The sequence below is a fragment of the Thiovibrio frasassiensis genome (assembly GCF_029607905.1).
In the GTDB taxonomy this organism is placed as follows: Bacteria; Desulfobacterota; Desulfobulbia; order Desulfobulbales; family Desulfurivibrionaceae; genus Thiovibrio; species Thiovibrio frasassiensis.
Genome location: NZ_JAPHEH010000002.1, coordinates 21124 through 35859 on the forward strand (window position 1 = coordinate 21124; position 14736 = coordinate 35859).

Here is a 14736-nt window from a genome sequence, read left to right on the forward strand (position 1 = left end):
ATGGAATAACAGAGGGACATCGGGTATAGTGGCTCCATGTTCCAGGCAATCTCCCAACCAGAATCAATACCGGCCGCCCCTGGCAGCCAGACAGTCGTTTCCGTGACCGGCCTCACCAAGCGGTTCGGTGAGCGGCTCGTGGTGGATAATATCTCTTTTTCCATCCAACGGGGCCAGTGCGTTGGCTTTCTCGGCCCGAACGGGGCCGGGAAAACCACCTGCATCAACATGCTCCTTGGCCTGGTGGAAAAAAACGGTGGCGAGATTCGGATTTTTGATCTGGAGGCGCCGCGCTTCCATCGGCAGATCAAGGGGCGCATCGGCGTTGTCCCCCAGGCGGACAGCCTTGACCCGGACCTGAGCGTGGAAGAGAATCTCCGCATCTATGCCGGCTATTTCCGGATTCCGCGCCGTCTGGCCTGCCAGCGGGTTGACGAACTCCTGCATTTTTTCGCCCTGCACAACCGGCGCGATGAGATCATCGAACATCTTTCCGGCGGCCAGCGTCGTCGGCTTCTCTTGGCCCGCGCCCTGATCAACGAGCCGGAGCTTTTGATTCTTGATGAGCCCACCATCGGTCTTGATCCCCAGGCCCGGCATCTGATCTGGGACCGTCTGTCGATTCTTCAGGCCCAGGGGACCACCATGCTCTTGACCAGCCATTATCTCGACGAGGTGGCTCGGTTGAGCCAGCAGGTGCTGATCCTGGATCATGGTCAGGTCGTGGTCCAGGGCGAACCGCAACAGCTCATCACGGATCTGGTCGGGGTGGAGGTTTTTGAGGTGGATGGAACTGCGGCCGAGCTCGATGCGCTCGCGGTTTCCTTCAGGCAGTGCAATGCCACGCAGGAAAGGGTGGGCGACAAGTTGTATGTTTATGCCCGGGAGGATTGTTCCCGCGTGGAAAAGGTGGTGGGGCAAACCGGGAGCTGGATCCGACGTCCGGCCAACCTGGAGGACCTTTTTATTCAGCTTACCGGCAGGTCCTTGAGGGAAACATAACCGTTCGTGAAAAAAAGAAAGGGGTCAAAGATCCATGAAAATAAAGATGCAAGCCACAAATCAATTCCGTCGTAATTGTGGCTTGTTACAATTTCGACAATCATGAACGGATTTTCTTTCTTCACAATTTGGCTGCGCAACGGGCGGGTTTGGCAAAAACATTTCCTGGCGAGCCTGATCGGCAATCTCGGCCAGCCCCTGCTTTTTCTCGTGGCCATGGGCTATGGTCTTGGCAGGGATATGGCGCCGATGGAAGGGTTGAGCTACCTGCAGTTTATTGCCCCGGGACTGGTTGCCTCGGCGGGGATGTACAGCGCGGCCCTGGAAACCACCTATGGTTCGTATACCCGGCTGACGGTGCAGAAAACCTACGAGGCCATTCTGATGACCCCCCTCGGCGTTGTGGATCTGGTCTTGGGGGAGATTGTCTGGGGGGCGAGTAAGGGGGTTTTATCCGGAATCATCATGCTGCTGGCCTTGCCTCTTTTTGGCGTGGTTCCTTCCCCCTGGATTGTTGCCCTGCTGCCGATGCTTTTTCTTTCCGGGATGTTTTTTGCCGCCTGTGGCCTGATCATGACTGCCTTGGCGAAAAATTATGATTTTTTCAACTACTTCATCTCACTGGTCATTACCCCGCTCTTTCTCTTTTCCGGGATTTTCTTCCCGATCCAAAGCCTGGCGCCGCCCGTCAGGAATCTTCTTGAGCTGCTACCGCTGACGCCCATTGTCAGCCTGGCCCGCATCTTCTGTTATGGCAGGTTCACCGAGCCGATTCTGTGGAAAATTCTTGGTTCGCTCCTGGCCACTGGCTGCGCGGTCTGGCTGGCCGGTTATCTTGTCAGGCGGCGTTTGATTCAGTGACCGGTGGTGGCTGAGTTGTCATCCTGCAGGTGTTGCTCGATAAAACACCGGATCTTTTGCGGAGTGAGGATGAGACCGGTGAGGATATCGTTGCCGATCTTGATGGCGGGTACGGTTCGGATCCCTGCTTGGCGGGTCTGCGTCAGATGGGTGGCAACTTCGATAACCTCAAGTTCGATCTGCGGGGAGTGTTGTTCCACGATCTTTTTGAGGGAGCGGCCTACCAGCAGGCAGCGCGGGCAGAGAATGGTGCGGTAGAGTTCTATTCTCATGGTGCTCGTTGCGGTTCTTGCTTGGGGATTATCGTTCAAGGAGGGTCCGGAGATAGCTTTGTTCCTCCTGCGGCGGGATGAAAATCTCCAGGTTGTTATTCCAGCGGCTCACATAATGCTGGGTGAGCAGGGTGCGTATCGCGTTTTTGAGCTGAATTGCGGTGGTGTACTCCTGGATGAAATATTCGCCGTAGCTGTTTTCTGTAATCATGGTCGATTTCAGGGTTTTTGATCCTTTTACCGGTTCCTTTTCAAAATTGACGATGGCCAGCGCCCGCAGCACGGTTTCCCGCTTGAGCAGGTTTGCCGGGGAGATGCGGGAAAAATGAATGATGGGAAAGGTCTTGATCAGCAGCTCGGTGAGTTTCTGGATATCCACCAGGTCGATGGGCAGGAAATTTTTTGTCAGATGGAGCTGGCTTTTGGAGGAAAGGATGCCGTTGACCAGGAGCCAGAGAATAAGCCGGATCAGGTTGTTTTCCCGCTTGATCACCGAGTCCACGTTGCTTTTTACTGTTTCGTGGTCAAGTTGGCCCTGAAAGGCATAGTAGTGAAACTCGCCTTCGTATTTGGTGATATGGATGGTGATATGACGTTGCACCATCAGGTCGCGGGAAACGCTGCGGATGTAGTCGATCTTGCTTTCTTTCTGTTCATAGAAGGTGAACAGCTTGCGCCCTAAAATGGAGATGTCCCGCTCGGTGATGGTCAAGCCCGTGTCCGGGCCAAAGCTTTTAAAGATCCAGCGCAGCCTTTTGTAGGTTTCGATGAGATAATCGTGGACCTTGGCGCCAAAGGCAATGAGTTCTTTGTACTTCCAATCGCGGAAGCGCAGGAAATGGGTGAAATTTTCCGGGAGCAGATGCCAGGCCTGCATCATGGCCATGGTTGCCTTGAGGTGGCTGGTCTGGCCGAATTTGGTGTTTTTTTGTGATTCAAATCCCTCAAGGGTCTTGAGAAAGAGGCATTCCTGGATCAGGGTGGCCCGTTTCTTTTCCCCTTTTTCTTGCGAGTACAAAGCGATGATGTCTCGGGCCAGCAGGATGTATGGGTCGATCTCGGCCAGGTCCATGACGCCCTGTTCCGCCTCGGCCAATTTTTCCGGATAGGTTACCAAGCATTTTACCCGGTCCGAGAAGAGCGGGAGCGAGGTCGCTTCCCCGCGCAGGAGAAGTTCGAGGTAGGCAAACTTGATGACCGACTTGAACGGGCTGTCCAGCGCCTTGTTCATCTGCCAGAGGCAGGCCCCGAAAATCTCTGATTTGGGGATGTCTGAAAGATAGCCGAGATCAACAAAGTCATTGGCGCGGATCTTGTTGCGCGAAACAAGATTGTGGACAAAGTTCAGGTATTCGCCTTCGGTAAGACCCGGGGGGATAAACCACCAGAGGAGCATCTTGCCGGCTACGAGAATATGGGTACGGAAGAGTTCATCCTTGAGCAGGAGTTTGATGGCAGAGCCGGCCGACTCCTCGTCCGTTTCGGATTCGAAGTTGTTTGCCTTGGTCTGGTCTATATCCACCAGGAAGAAGTGCACCTCCGAGCCTCGTTTCATCGCCCATTCTTCAATGGCCTTACATTTCGCCTCTAAAAGTTGCAGCCCTGTTTTGCCAATCTCTTCCTTGCGGATGCTGACCCAGTAATCGCAGTCGGAAATCGTCGATTGGGCGATGGTCCCGATGCTGCCGATGGTTTTTAGGGAATGGATGCACGGTTTGTCATGGAAAGGGGAGGGTCTGTCCTGCCGCATGGCGCTTGAATTGGGGAAATAACGGCGAAAGAGCTCGTGGGGCAATTCTTCCGTCGGGTTGAAGCGATGGATGCCATAGGGACAGGTCGCATCATCGATAAAGCCGGGAAGGTCCGGATAGTTGCTGTGCAGCAGATAAGGAAGCACCTTGAGCAGAAGATTGCCTTGGTTGGGGTTGAAAAGCAGCGCCTTGGCCTTGCGTTCCTCGTTATACTTGAGGTAGCGGGTTATCTTTTGCTGGAAGGTATTTGTGCCGGTTTCCGGTGTGGTCTCCATAGGGCGGGTCGTTTCCTTTTAGGGCGCCAGGATTATGGCCTCGTGCAGGCGAACCGCCTGCACGGTTTTCTCTACATCATGGACGCGCAAAATATCGGCCCCTTGCGTGGCGCAATAGGACGAGAGCAGCGCCGTCGCCAGATCCCGCTCCTGGGTTTCCAAGGAAAGAAGCTTGCCGATGAAACCCTTACGGGAATGGCCGACAAGAAGCGGGCAGCCCAGATTCTTAAACTTCCCCAGATGCTTGAGGATTGTTAGGTTGTGGATTACAGTTTTGCCGAACCCGAGCCCGGGGTCAACAATAATCTGCTCCCGGTCGAGCCCCTGTGCTGTTGCCCAGGATATCCGCTCAGCCAGAAAATCGATGATTTCCTGGACAACATCATCGTACACCGGTTCGTCCTGCATGTCTTTGGGAGTTTTGCGCATATGCATGAGGATGACCGGCGCCTGATAGTCAATGGCGATCCGGACCATGGCCGGATCGAAGCGCAAGCCGCTCACGTCATTGATAATGTCCGCTCCCTCTTGCAGTCCCTGGCGGGCTACTTCCGCCTTGGTCGTATCGATGGAAATGGGAATGGTGCGGTGCAGGGCGCGGATGCAGGCAATGGCAGGAAGTACCCGCTGCAGTTCTTCGTGTTCCGAGACCGGTTCGGCATAGGGTCTGGTGGATTCGCCCCCCACGTCGATGAGGTCCGCCCCGTTGTCCAGCATGGTCCGAACCTGGGCGGAGAGGGCCTCCTTTTGGCTATAGCGGCCGCCATCGGAAAAGGAATCCGGGGTGACATTGAGGATGCCCATCACCAGAGGCCGGGGGCCAAAGGTTATGGTCTTGTTTCTGGTTGTAATCCGCATGGGGCAGCCTGAAAATGCGAGAGCCCTTTGAGCGGGTATTCCGCCAAAGGGCTCAGGTTGTTGGAAGGTGCAGACAGGAGCATCGGTAATCCGGTGAGGCCGTGGTGGAAAGAAAACACCGGCGGGGTTATTCCTGCGGGGAAGTCTCAGTCGGTGTCTCAGCCGGAGTTGCAGTCGGAGATGCAGCCGGAGATGCAACCTTGCTCTCACGTCCCATGAGTAAATTGATATCCTCAAGGCCGATGGTTTCCTTTTCAAGAAGAGCCTCGGCAATGGCCCGCAAAACCGTAATGTTTTCCGAAAGCAGCTGATGGACCGTATCGTTGGCCGTCAGAACAATGGTCTTGACCTCCTCGTCAATCCGGATTGCGGTTGATTCGCTGTAGTCACGGTGTTGCGAAATTTCCCGGCCCAGGAAGATCTGTTCTTCCTTTTTGCCGTAGGACATGGGACCCATCTTCTCGCTCATGCCCCACTCACAAACCATTTTTCGCGCCAGTTGGGTGCAGCGTTCGATATCATTGCCGCTGCCGGTGGTTATTTCACCAAAGATCAGCTCTTCCGCCACCCTGCCGCTGAGCAGGATGCAGAGATTGTTCTGGAGGAAGGAGCGGGCATAGGTGTGTTTTTCATCCACCGGCAGCTGCTGGGTAAGACCTAAGGCGCGGCCCCTGGGGATAATGGTCACCTTGTGGATCGGATCGGTGCCGGGCAGGAGCATGGCCACCAGGGCGTGTCCTGCCTCGTGGTAGGCGGTGATTTCCTTTTCCTTCTCGGTGATGATCATGCTGCGGCGTTCGGCCCCCATCATGACCTTGTCCTTGGCCTGCTCCATGTGGACCATGGTGATTTTTTCCGCATCGTTTCGGGCTGCAAGCAGTGCGGCCTCGTTCACCATGTTTTCCAGGTCGGCTCCGGAAAAACCGGGGGTACCACGGGCAATAATCTCCCAGTTGATATCGTCGGCAATGGCCTTTTTATGGCCATGCACTTCCAGGATCTTCTCTCTGCCCTTCACATCCGGCACCGGCACCACCACCTGGCGGTCAAAGCGGCCGGGGCGGAGCAGGGCAGGGTCAAGGACATCGGGACGGTTGGTGGCCGAGATGATGATGACCCCTTCGTTGGATTCAAAGCCGTCCATTTCAACCAAAAGCTGGTTTAAGGTCTGTTCCCGCTCATCATGCCCGCCGCCCAACCCTGCGCCGCGGTGGCGGCCCACCGCATCGATCTCGTCGATGAAGATGATGCAGGGGGCGTTTTTCTTGCCCTGGATGAAGAGGTCCCGTACCCGACTTGCGCCAACGCCGACAAACATCTCGACAAAATCGGAGCCGCTGATGGAATAGAAGGGGACTTCGGCCTCGCCGGCCACGGCCTTGGCCAAAAGGGTTTTTCCGGTGCCCGGTGCCCCGGCAAGCAAAACGCCCTTGGGGATGCGACCGCCCAAGCGGGTGAATTTCTTTGGGTCTTTCAGGAAATCGATGATCTCGGAAAGCTCTTCCTTGGCCTCTTCAATGCCTGCGACATCGGCAAAGGTGACCTTGGTTTGATCCTTGTCCAGTAAGCGGGCCCGGCTTTTGCCAAAGCTCATGGCCTTGCCGCCGCCGCCCTGCATCTGGCGCATGAAGAAGATCCAGACGCCAATGAGGAGGAGCATGGGGAACCAGGAGATCAGGACCGTGACGTACCAGGGAGATTCTTCCTTCTGCTTGACCAGGATATCGACCTTGGCCTTGCGCAGGACGGGGATAAGCTCGGCGTCGGCAGGGGGGGTGACGACCTTGAAGTCCTTGCCCGCGCTGCCCTTGCCCGTTACTTCGTCTCCCTGGATGTTTACCGAGGAAATCTGGCCGGATTCAACGCTGGTCAGGAAGTCGCTGTAGCTCATTTCCACCACGGATGGCTGCGGCTTGTTGAACAGGTTGAACAGCAGGATCATGGTGAGGCCGATTACCAGCCACATGGATAAATTTTTATAAAAGCTATTCAAGCAGAACCTCCCTCATTAGGTGCAAATCGCAGGGAGACTCCTGCGAAACGTGTCAGGCATTTTCGGTTTCGGCCGCATGGGATGATTCAGGATCCAGGCGGAATTTTTTTGTTCCTTCACCATAAGTCAGACCTTGGAGAAAGTCCAGAGGAGGGGCGCGGCGAACCCCTCTTTTTTGCGCGACGTGCAGCTTATTCGAAATATTCCTGCACCGATTTGGCTTCTATGGATTCCTGCTGCATGGTGCCGATGGCCTTGACCATGGACTCAGCCCCGGCAATGGTGGTGGTGTACGGCAGGTGATAGTTCAGGGCCGCCCTCCGGATGGTATAGGCATCTTCCGTGGTTCTGGTGCCCAGCGAGGTGTTGACGATCCACTGGATCTGTTTGTCCTGGATCTTGTCGAGGATATGCGGCCTGCCTTCGGAAATCTTGTGCACACTGGTGCAGGCAACGCCGTTTTCGGCAAGAATCTTGGCGGTTCCCCGGGTTGCGAGGATCTTGAAGCCCAGGGCGATGATCTTCTTGGCGATCGGGACAATGGCCGGTTTGTCGCTGTGGCGCATGCTCAGGAGAACATTGCCTTCGGTGGGGATCTTCTGGCCCGCTGCCAGTTGGGACTTGGCGAAGGCAAGGCCGAGGCAGACATCCATGCCCATGACCTCGCCGGTGGATTTCATCTCCGGCCCGAGCAGGGTGTCCACATTATCAAAGCGATCAAAGGGGAAAACCGCTTCCTTGACCGCATAGTGCGCAACCTTGACCTCTTCGGTGAGGCCCAGCTCCGGCAAGGTCTTGCCGAGCATGACTTTGGTGGCCAGCTTGGCAAGGGGGACGCCCGTTGCCTTGCTGACAAAGGGGACGGTCCGTGAGGCGCGTGGGTTTACCTCAAGGATGTAGAGCATATTCTCCTTGACGGCAAACTGGATATTCATCAACCCCTTGACCTTAAGCTCGGCCGCCATGGCCCGGGTCGCACTCTTGATGGTCTCGATCATCTCCGTGGAGATGGAGTGCGGCGGCAGAACGCAGGCGGAGTCGCCGGAATGGATGCCCGCTTCCTCGATGTGCTGCATGATCCCGCCGATGATGGTGTTTTCTCCGTCGGAGATGGCATCCACATCGATCTCCACCGCATCCTTGAGGAATTTGTCGATCAGGATAGGGCGGTCGGGTGAGACGTCAATGGCCGAATTCATATAGGAGGCCAGGTCTTTTTCATTATAGACAATGCGCATGGCGCGGCCGCCCAGAACATAGGAGGGGCGGACCACCACCGGATAGCCGATCCTGGCGGCAATCACCAGGGCTTCATCCGCGGTCTCGGCCGTACCGTTCTCCGGCTGCAGCAGGTCCAGTTTGTGCAGGAACTGCTGGAAGCGTTTGCGGTCCTCCGCCCGATCGATGGAGTCCGGGGAGGTGCCGAGAATGGGCACCCCGGCCTTGGCCAGCGGGACGGCCAAGTTCAGGGGGGTCTGGCCGCCGAACTGGACGATAACCCCATCGGGTTTCTCTTTTTTAATGATATGCAGCACGTCTTCCCGGGTCAGCGGCTCGAAGTAGAGCTTATCCGAGGTGTCGTAATCGGTGGAAACCGTTTCCGGGTTGGAGTTGACCATGATGGACTCAACGCCCATTTCCTTCAACGCAAAAGCAGCATGGACGCAGCAATAGTCGAATTCGATCCCCTGGCCGATCCGGTTGGGGCCGCCGCCCAGGATCATGACCTTTTGCCCCTTGCTCTCACGGGCCTCGTCTTCCACCTCGTAGGTGGAATAATAGTAAGGGGTGTAGGCCTCGAACTCGGCGGCGCAGGTGTCGACCAGCTTATACACCGGCTGGACGCCGAGTTTTTCCCGCAGCTCCCAGACATCCTCTTCCGAGGTGCCGGTAAGATACGCAATCTGGCGATCGGAGTAACCGAGTTCTTTGACCTCCCGGAGAAAGTCGTGCTCCAAGCCGTTGAAGCCCATCTCCCGGATGCGACTTTCCATTGCGACAATCTGCTTGAAGTTGTGCAGAAACCAGGGGTCGATGAAGGAGATCTCGTAGATTCTTTCAACGCTCATGCCTCGGCGCAACGCCTCGAACACCTGGAAATACCGTTTGGAGTTGGGCTTGCGCAACCCGTTTTCAAGATCCTGCTGGTCCATGGTTTCAAGGTTGAATTTGGGGTCCGCGCCAAAGCCGCTCACCCCGATTTCCAGGGAGCGCATCCCTTTCTGGAAGGCTTCTTTAAAGGTGCGGCCGAAGGCCATGGTCTCGCCCACCGACTTCATGGCGGTGGTGAGGAAATCGTCGGCCTCGGGAAATTTCTCAAAGGTAAAGCGGGGGATCTTGACCACGCAGTAATCGATGGTCGGCTCAAAGGCCGCCATGGTTTCCCGGGTGATGTCATTGGGGATTTCGTCCAGGGTATAGCCGACGGCCAGCTTGGCGGCAATCTTGGCGATGGGGAAGCCGGTGGCCTTGGAGGCCAGGGCGGAACTCCGGGAAACCCTGGGGTTCATCTCGATGATCATCAGCTCGCCGTCTTTGGGATTGACGGCAAACTGGACGTTGGAGCCGCCGGTTTCCACGCCGATCTCCCGCATGATGGCGATGGCGGCGTTGCGCATCTCCTGGTATTCGCGGTCGGACAGGGTCTGGGCCGGGGCCACGGTGATGGAGTCTCCGGTGTGCACCCCCATGGCGTCGACGTTTTCGATGGAACAGATGATCACCACGTTGTCGGCCTTGTCGCGCATCACCTCAAGCTCATACTCCTTCCAGCCGAGCAGGCTTCGCTCCAGCATGACCTCGGAGTTCATGCTCAGGTCAAGACCGGCTTTGCAGAACTCGTCGAGTTCCTGGGAGTTGTAGGCGATGCCGCCGCCGGTGCCGCCCAGGGTGAAACTGGGGCGGACAATGATGGGAAAGCCGATCTTTTCGCTGGCAGCCTTGGTCTCTTCGATGGTGTGGATGATGACGCTTTCCGGAACCTTGAGGCCGATTTTGCGCATGGCATCCCGGAAGGAGTCGCGGCCTTCCGCTTTTTTGATCACCGCGATATTGGCGCCGAGCAACTCCACTCCGTATTTTTCCAGCACGCCCAGCTCCGCCACCTTGATGGCGGTGTTGAGGGCGGTCTGCCCTCCCAGGGTGGGCAGCAGGGCGTCCGGCCGCTCCCGTTCGATGATCTTGGCGACCATCTCCGGGGTAATCGGCTCAATGTAGGTCCGATCGGCGATCTCGGGATCGGTCATGATCGTGGCCGGATTGGAATTGATGAGGATGACTTCGTAGCCTTCCTCTTTCAAGGCCTTCACCGCCTGGGTGCCGGAATAGTCGAACTCGCAAGCCTGGCTGATGATGATGGGGCCGGAGCCGATAATCAGAATCTTTTTAATGTCGGTTCTTTTAGGCATCGGATTTTCTTACCTGCTTGTGGTTATCATCAATTGATGAGGTGTTACGCTGTCGGTTGTCGGTGTTGCTGGCCACGCTACTACTGCATCATCTCGATGAAACGGTCAAAGAGATACAGCGAATCATGCGGCCCCGGTGCGTTTTCCGGATGATACTGCACGGAAAAAATCGGGTATTTCCGGTGCCGCATCCCTTCGACGCTGCTGTCGTTGAGGTTGATATGGGTCAGTTCTATATCATCGGGATTCAGGGTGGTTGAGTCAACACAGAATCCGTGATTTTGCGAGGTTATTTCAATCTTGCCGGTGGTGAGATCCTTGACCGGCTGATTGGCGCCGCGGTGGCCGAATTTGAGTTTGTAGGTGGTGCCGCCATAGGCAAGGCCGAGCAACTGGTTGCCCAGACAGATGCCGAAGATGGGTTTCTTGCCGAAAAGGGCGCGGATATTGTCGACAATCCCCGGAATACCTGCGGGATCGCCCGGGCCGTTGGAAAGAAAGACCCCGTCCGGGTTCATGGCCAGGATCTCGTCGGCTGAGGTGGTGCAGGGGACAACCTGCACCGAGCAGTTCCGTTCGGCCAGGAGTCTGAGCTGGTTGTATTTCAGGCCGAAATCATAGGCGACAACCTTGTATTTGCCCGGAGCGGTTGTGCTGAAATTGCTGCCGGGAGCGGGTTTGTTGTCCCGCCAGCCATAAGGCTCACCACAGGTCACTTCCCGGACCAAATCGCGGCCGACCAGACCGGGAGAATTCTTGGCCTTCTGGATGAGGGATTTCGGGTCGAGATCCTCGGTGGAGACGATGCCCTTTAAGGCCCCGGCATTACGAATATGCCGGGTAAGGGCGCGGGTGTCGATGCCCTCGATCCCGAGGATGTTGTCCTTTTTGAGGAAGTCGGCAAGGGTGCCGGTTGCACGGTAATTGCTGGGGATGGCGTTGTATTCCTTGATGAGGAACGCCTCAACCTGCACCCGGTCGGATTCGTTGTCTTCGGGGTTCACGCCGTAGTTGCCGATGAGCGGGTAGGTCATGGTGACGATCTGTCCCTTATAGGAAGGGTCGGTGAGCACTTCCTGGTAGCCGCTCATCCCGGTGTTGAATACGATCTCGCCGCTGGTTTCTCCGGAGCCGGTGAAGGATTTTCCTTCAAAGATAGTGCCGTCTTCAAGGGCGATAAGTGCTTTCATAAAATTGTCCTAAGCCGATGTTTTAAAAAAAATAATTGTCATAAAATAATGCCGTGACCGGCATAATGGGCCGAGATACAAGGTCGAGCAATTATTGGGTAACGCCCTCTAAAATCTCGGTTGTCGTTTGCACGCAAGAGGAGTGCGATACGGAATGCAGATCCTCTTTGATGAGGGCGACCTGTTTTGCGGCCGAACCCTGTTGCCGGCCTGCGACCTTCAGGGCGCTTCGTCCCGTCACGGCGTATTCTTCCGGTCTTTCAGTAAAATAGAGAAGCATGCTGGCCAGTTCCTTGGGGTTTTTCACGCAGAACCCCGCGTTTTCCGCCTCAAGCAGCGCCGTCGCGTCGGAAAAATCTCCCATGTGGGGGCCGTAAAAAACAGGGGTGCCCCAGGCCGCCGCCTCTAAGACATTATGGCCGCCCCGCTCCACCAGGCTTCCGCCGCAGAAGACATAGGTGGCAACGGAATACAGCCCGGCCAGTTCTCCCATGGTGTCCACCAAAACCACATCCGTGCTGCGGCCTTGCTCCTGTACCTGGCGCAAGCGCATGCTGGCGACCCCTTGCTCTTCCAAGACCTTTTCAACCTCGGTAAGCCGCCGGAGATGCCGGGGGGCAATAACCCAGACCAGATCCGGGAGGCGCTGTTGCAGGGAGCGAAACACTTCGACCAGCATCGCTTCCTCGCCGGTGTGGGTGCTGCCGGTAACAAATACCGGTTGTTGAAGATGGATATTCAGCATCTGCCGATAACGCTCGGGCATGGCCGGGTCTGCCTGCAGCATTGCCTGATCGTATTTGGCGTTGCCCAGAATCCTGATGCTGGCCGGATCTGCGCCCAGCCCTCTGAAGCGCTTGGCATCATCACCCTGGATGACGGAAATCTTGATGAAACAGGAGAGCAGATCCTGCATGAACCCCTTTATCTTCTTGTAGCCGCGAAACGATTTTTTAGAAAGCCGGCCATTCAAGAGGAAGAGCTTCGCGCCGTGATGTTGCGCCTGCCGGATAATGTTGGGCCATAACTCTGTTTCCAGGCAGACATATACCGTGGGCCGGATTGTTTCCAGGGCCCGGTTGACAATGCCGATGAGGTCGAACGGGGCAAAAAAACAGGGGACATCGTCGGGCAGCAGTTGTTCCGCCACGGCAAGTCCGTGCCGATTTCCGGTGGAGACGACGATGGCCGCCTCAGGCAACTGTTTTTTGAATTCGGAGATCAATACCTTGGCGACCTGCATCTCGCCGACAGATGCAGCGTGCAGCCAGATGCGAACGGGTTTGTCTTCGTCAAGTTGCACATCTTCCACATGACCAAAGCGTTGCCGGAGACCTTGGCGATGTTTGCCTGCGAAAGCAAGGTACACACAGGCAAAGGGGAAGATGACAATGAAAAAGAGCCAGCCGAAGAGTTGATACAGAGTATATAGCAAGGATTAAGGTGCCCTTTTATACGAGAAAATATGTCGGTTGCAAACCTCAGGTAAAAATCAAAGTATTAAAACTGATTAGCGCTTTTTCGTCAATAAGAATTACGGGAGAAGCCGGAGGCGGTATGGGCTTGGCTCCGGTTCTGCGCAAGGCCTTAACCTCGCCAGCATGGCTGCAAGGAGCCATCTCGATGAGCCCCGGAAGGTGTTTTGCGCAGCTGTCCGAGAGGGCGGTTAAGGGGAGTAAGTCGGGTCGTAACGAAGCAGGGTTGTCTGGCCTGCGGGTAAAGGAGCGGAAGAATACTGACCTCCCCCTAAAAAATGCCGGCAATCGCCGCCTGGCAGTAGTTGCAGTTGCCATTGGTCATGTGCTGCTGTTGCACTGAGAAGCCGGCCCGCTCTATGATCAGTTTCCCACACTTGGGGCAGAGGGTGTTTTCCCCGGTGTCGCCGGGGATATTTCCGACATAGACATAATGCAGCCCCTCGGCCAGGCCGATCTCCCTGGCGCGGACTAGTGTGTGGTGCGGGGTGGGGGACCGGTCGGTCATCATGTATGTTGGCCAGAACCGGGTGACATGCCAGGGGATATCCGCGGAAATGCCTTGGATAAAGCGGGCGATGTCACGCAATTCGTCATCTGCGTCGTTCCAGCCCGGAATAACCAAGGTGGTGACCTCCACCCATACCCCCAGTTCCTTCATGAGCCGGATGGTGTCGAGGACCGGCTGCAATTTGGCGCCGCACACCTCTTTGTAAAACTTGTCGGTAAACCCCTTGAGGTCGATATTGTTGGCGTCGAGATACGGGGCCAGTTCCCTGGTTGCTTCGGGCCCAGTGTAGCCGTTGCTGACAAAGATGTTCTTCAATCCTGCCGCCCGTGCCAGTTTCGCGGTATCGAGGGCGAATTCGTAGAAGATGGTGGGTTCCACATAGGTGTAGCTGATGGACTGGCAGCCGCTTCGCAGCGCACCTTCTACCACTTCCTCCGGGGTGCGCAGGGTGCCGGGGATCTCTCCTCCGTGGCGCTGGGGATACTGGGAGATGTCGTAATTCTGGCAATGTTTACAGTGGAAATTGCAGCCCACCGTGGCAATGGAATAGGAAAGCGAGCCGGGCAAGAGGTGAAAGATGGGTTTTTTTTCGATGGGGTCGATGTTCTCGCTGATCAGGCGGCCGTAATTGAGGCTGTAGAGAATCCCCCCCCGGTTTTCCCGGACCTTGCAGATTCCCCGCTTGCCATCGCCGATCAGGCAATGGTGGTTGCAGAGCAGGCAGCGGACATGGTCGGGGGAATCGGCGGGATGGGTGTAAAAGAGCGCTTCGTGCATGATCACCCCCTAAGGCAATTGGCCTCGTGTCTATTACATTATATAGTATGAAAAATGGCTCTACCTGTATTAATTCACAAACAATGGGGGTGGGTCAATAAGAAAATATCTAATTTATTTCAATGGATTACTGTGCTTTTTAGCGTCTAGCGAATAAAAAGTAAAAAATAGGGTTGACGTGGTGGGCCGGATCGACTAATTTGCCGCTCTCCGCAACGATGGAGGCCAAGACTGACTTCGGGTCAGCAAGCTTGGCGCAGCGATCATTGAAAACTGAATAGTGAAATAAAGTAAAAGATGGGCCCCAAGAAACCGGAGCTTCGGCTTCGGGGAGTTTTATTGCATTAAAGAGATCAAGATCTCG

11 protein-coding genes are annotated in these 14736 nt (G+C 55.9%); 2 read left to right on the forward strand and 9 right to left on the reverse strand.

From position 1 onward, the window contains the following. The first annotated feature begins 36 nt into the window (after nt 1-36). Together OLX77_RS13140 and OLX77_RS13145 are read left to right on the forward strand one after the other, a co-directional pair. Nucleotides 37-1002 (forward strand): ATP-binding cassette domain-containing protein, encoded by a 966-nt coding sequence (locus OLX77_RS13140; RefSeq protein WP_307634096.1) that lies wholly within the window; start codon nt 37-39, stop codon nt 1000-1002. 102 nt (nt 1003-1104) lie between these two features. Beyond that, entirely contained in the window at nt 1105-1863 is a 759-nt protein-coding gene (locus tag OLX77_RS13145; protein WP_307634097.1) for an ABC transporter permease, read from the forward strand. Here the strand turns inward: OLX77_RS13145 and OLX77_RS13150 are convergent. From OLX77_RS13150 to OLX77_RS13190, 9 genes are all read right to left on the reverse strand, one after another. Beyond that, entirely contained in the window at nt 1857-2135 is a 279-nt protein-coding gene (locus OLX77_RS13150) for a thioredoxin family protein (protein WP_307634098.1), read from the reverse strand. The two genes, OLX77_RS13145 and OLX77_RS13150, sit on opposite strands and share 7 nt — an antisense overlap. A 28-nt stretch (nt 2136-2163) precedes the next feature. Next, a complete protein-coding gene (locus OLX77_RS13155) occupies nt 2164-4161 on the reverse strand; it encodes a class I adenylate cyclase domain-containing protein (protein ID WP_307634099.1) in 1998 nt (665 codons plus the stop codon). Between the two features lie 18 nt (nt 4162-4179). Then, nucleotides 4180-5019: a dihydropteroate synthase gene (folP, locus tag OLX77_RS13160; RefSeq protein WP_307634100.1), complete on the reverse strand. Its 840-nt coding sequence runs from the start codon at nt 5017-5019 to the stop codon at nt 4180-4182. A gap of 127 nt (nt 5020-5146) precedes the next feature. After that, nucleotides 5147-7012 carry an ATP-dependent zinc metalloprotease FtsH gene (gene ftsH / locus OLX77_RS13165; RefSeq protein WP_307634101.1) on the reverse strand — a complete coding sequence of 622 codons (1866 nt, stop codon included), beginning with the start codon at nt 7010-7012 and terminating at the stop codon, nt 5147-5149. A gap of 191 nt (nt 7013-7203) precedes the next feature. Next, nucleotides 7204-10419 carry a carbamoyl-phosphate synthase large subunit gene (gene carB / locus OLX77_RS13170; RefSeq protein ID WP_307634102.1) on the reverse strand — a complete coding sequence of 1072 codons (3216 nt, stop codon included), beginning with the start codon at nt 10417-10419 and terminating at the stop codon, nt 7204-7206. 80 nt (nt 10420-10499) lie between these two features. After that, a complete protein-coding gene (gene carA, locus OLX77_RS13175) occupies nt 10500-11609 on the reverse strand; it encodes a glutamine-hydrolyzing carbamoyl-phosphate synthase small subunit (protein WP_307634103.1) in 1110 nt (369 codons plus the stop codon). A gap of 91 nt (nt 11610-11700) precedes the next feature. Continuing rightward, entirely contained in the window at nt 11701-13044 is a 1344-nt protein-coding gene (locus OLX77_RS13180; RefSeq protein WP_307634104.1) for a 3-deoxy-D-manno-octulosonic acid transferase, read from the reverse strand. A gap of 311 nt (nt 13045-13355) precedes the next feature. Continuing rightward, nucleotides 13356-14372: an AmmeMemoRadiSam system radical SAM enzyme gene (gene amrS, locus OLX77_RS13185; RefSeq protein WP_307634105.1), complete on the reverse strand. Its 1017-nt coding sequence runs from the start codon at nt 14370-14372 to the stop codon at nt 13356-13358. Nucleotides 14373-14511: 139 nt separating this feature from the next. Further along, on the reverse strand, nt 14512-14736 hold a 225-nt coding region (locus tag OLX77_RS13190; protein ID WP_307634106.1), incomplete at its 5' end, for a hypothetical protein.

Bases quoted from the DNA above. Each gene is read 5' to 3' on its own strand.
- OLX77_RS13140 (WP_307634096.1), top strand. From the start codon at position 37: ATGTTCCAGGCAATCTCCCAACCAGAATCAATACCGGCCGCCCCTGGC.
- OLX77_RS13145 (WP_307634097.1), top strand. From the start codon at position 1,105: ATGAACGGATTTTCTTTCTTCACAATTTGGCTGCGCAACGGGCGGGTT.
- OLX77_RS13150 (WP_307634098.1), bottom strand. From the start codon at position 2,135: ATGAGAATAGAACTCTACCGCACCATTCTCTGCCCGCGCTGCCTGCTG.
- OLX77_RS13155 (WP_307634099.1), bottom strand. From the start codon at position 4,161: ATGGAGACCACACCGGAAACCGGCACAAATACCTTCCAGCAAAAGATA.
- folP (WP_307634100.1), bottom strand. From the start codon at position 5,019: ATGCGGATTACAACCAGAAACAAGACCATAACCTTTGGCCCCCGGCCT.
- carB (WP_307634102.1), bottom strand. From the start codon at position 10,419: ATGCCTAAAAGAACCGACATTAAAAAGATTCTGATTATCGGCTCCGGC.
- carA (WP_307634103.1), bottom strand. From the start codon at position 11,609: ATGAAAGCACTTATCGCCCTTGAAGACGGCACTATCTTTGAAGGAAAA.
- amrS (WP_307634105.1), bottom strand. From the start codon at position 14,372: ATGCACGAAGCGCTCTTTTACACCCATCCCGCCGATTCCCCCGACCAT.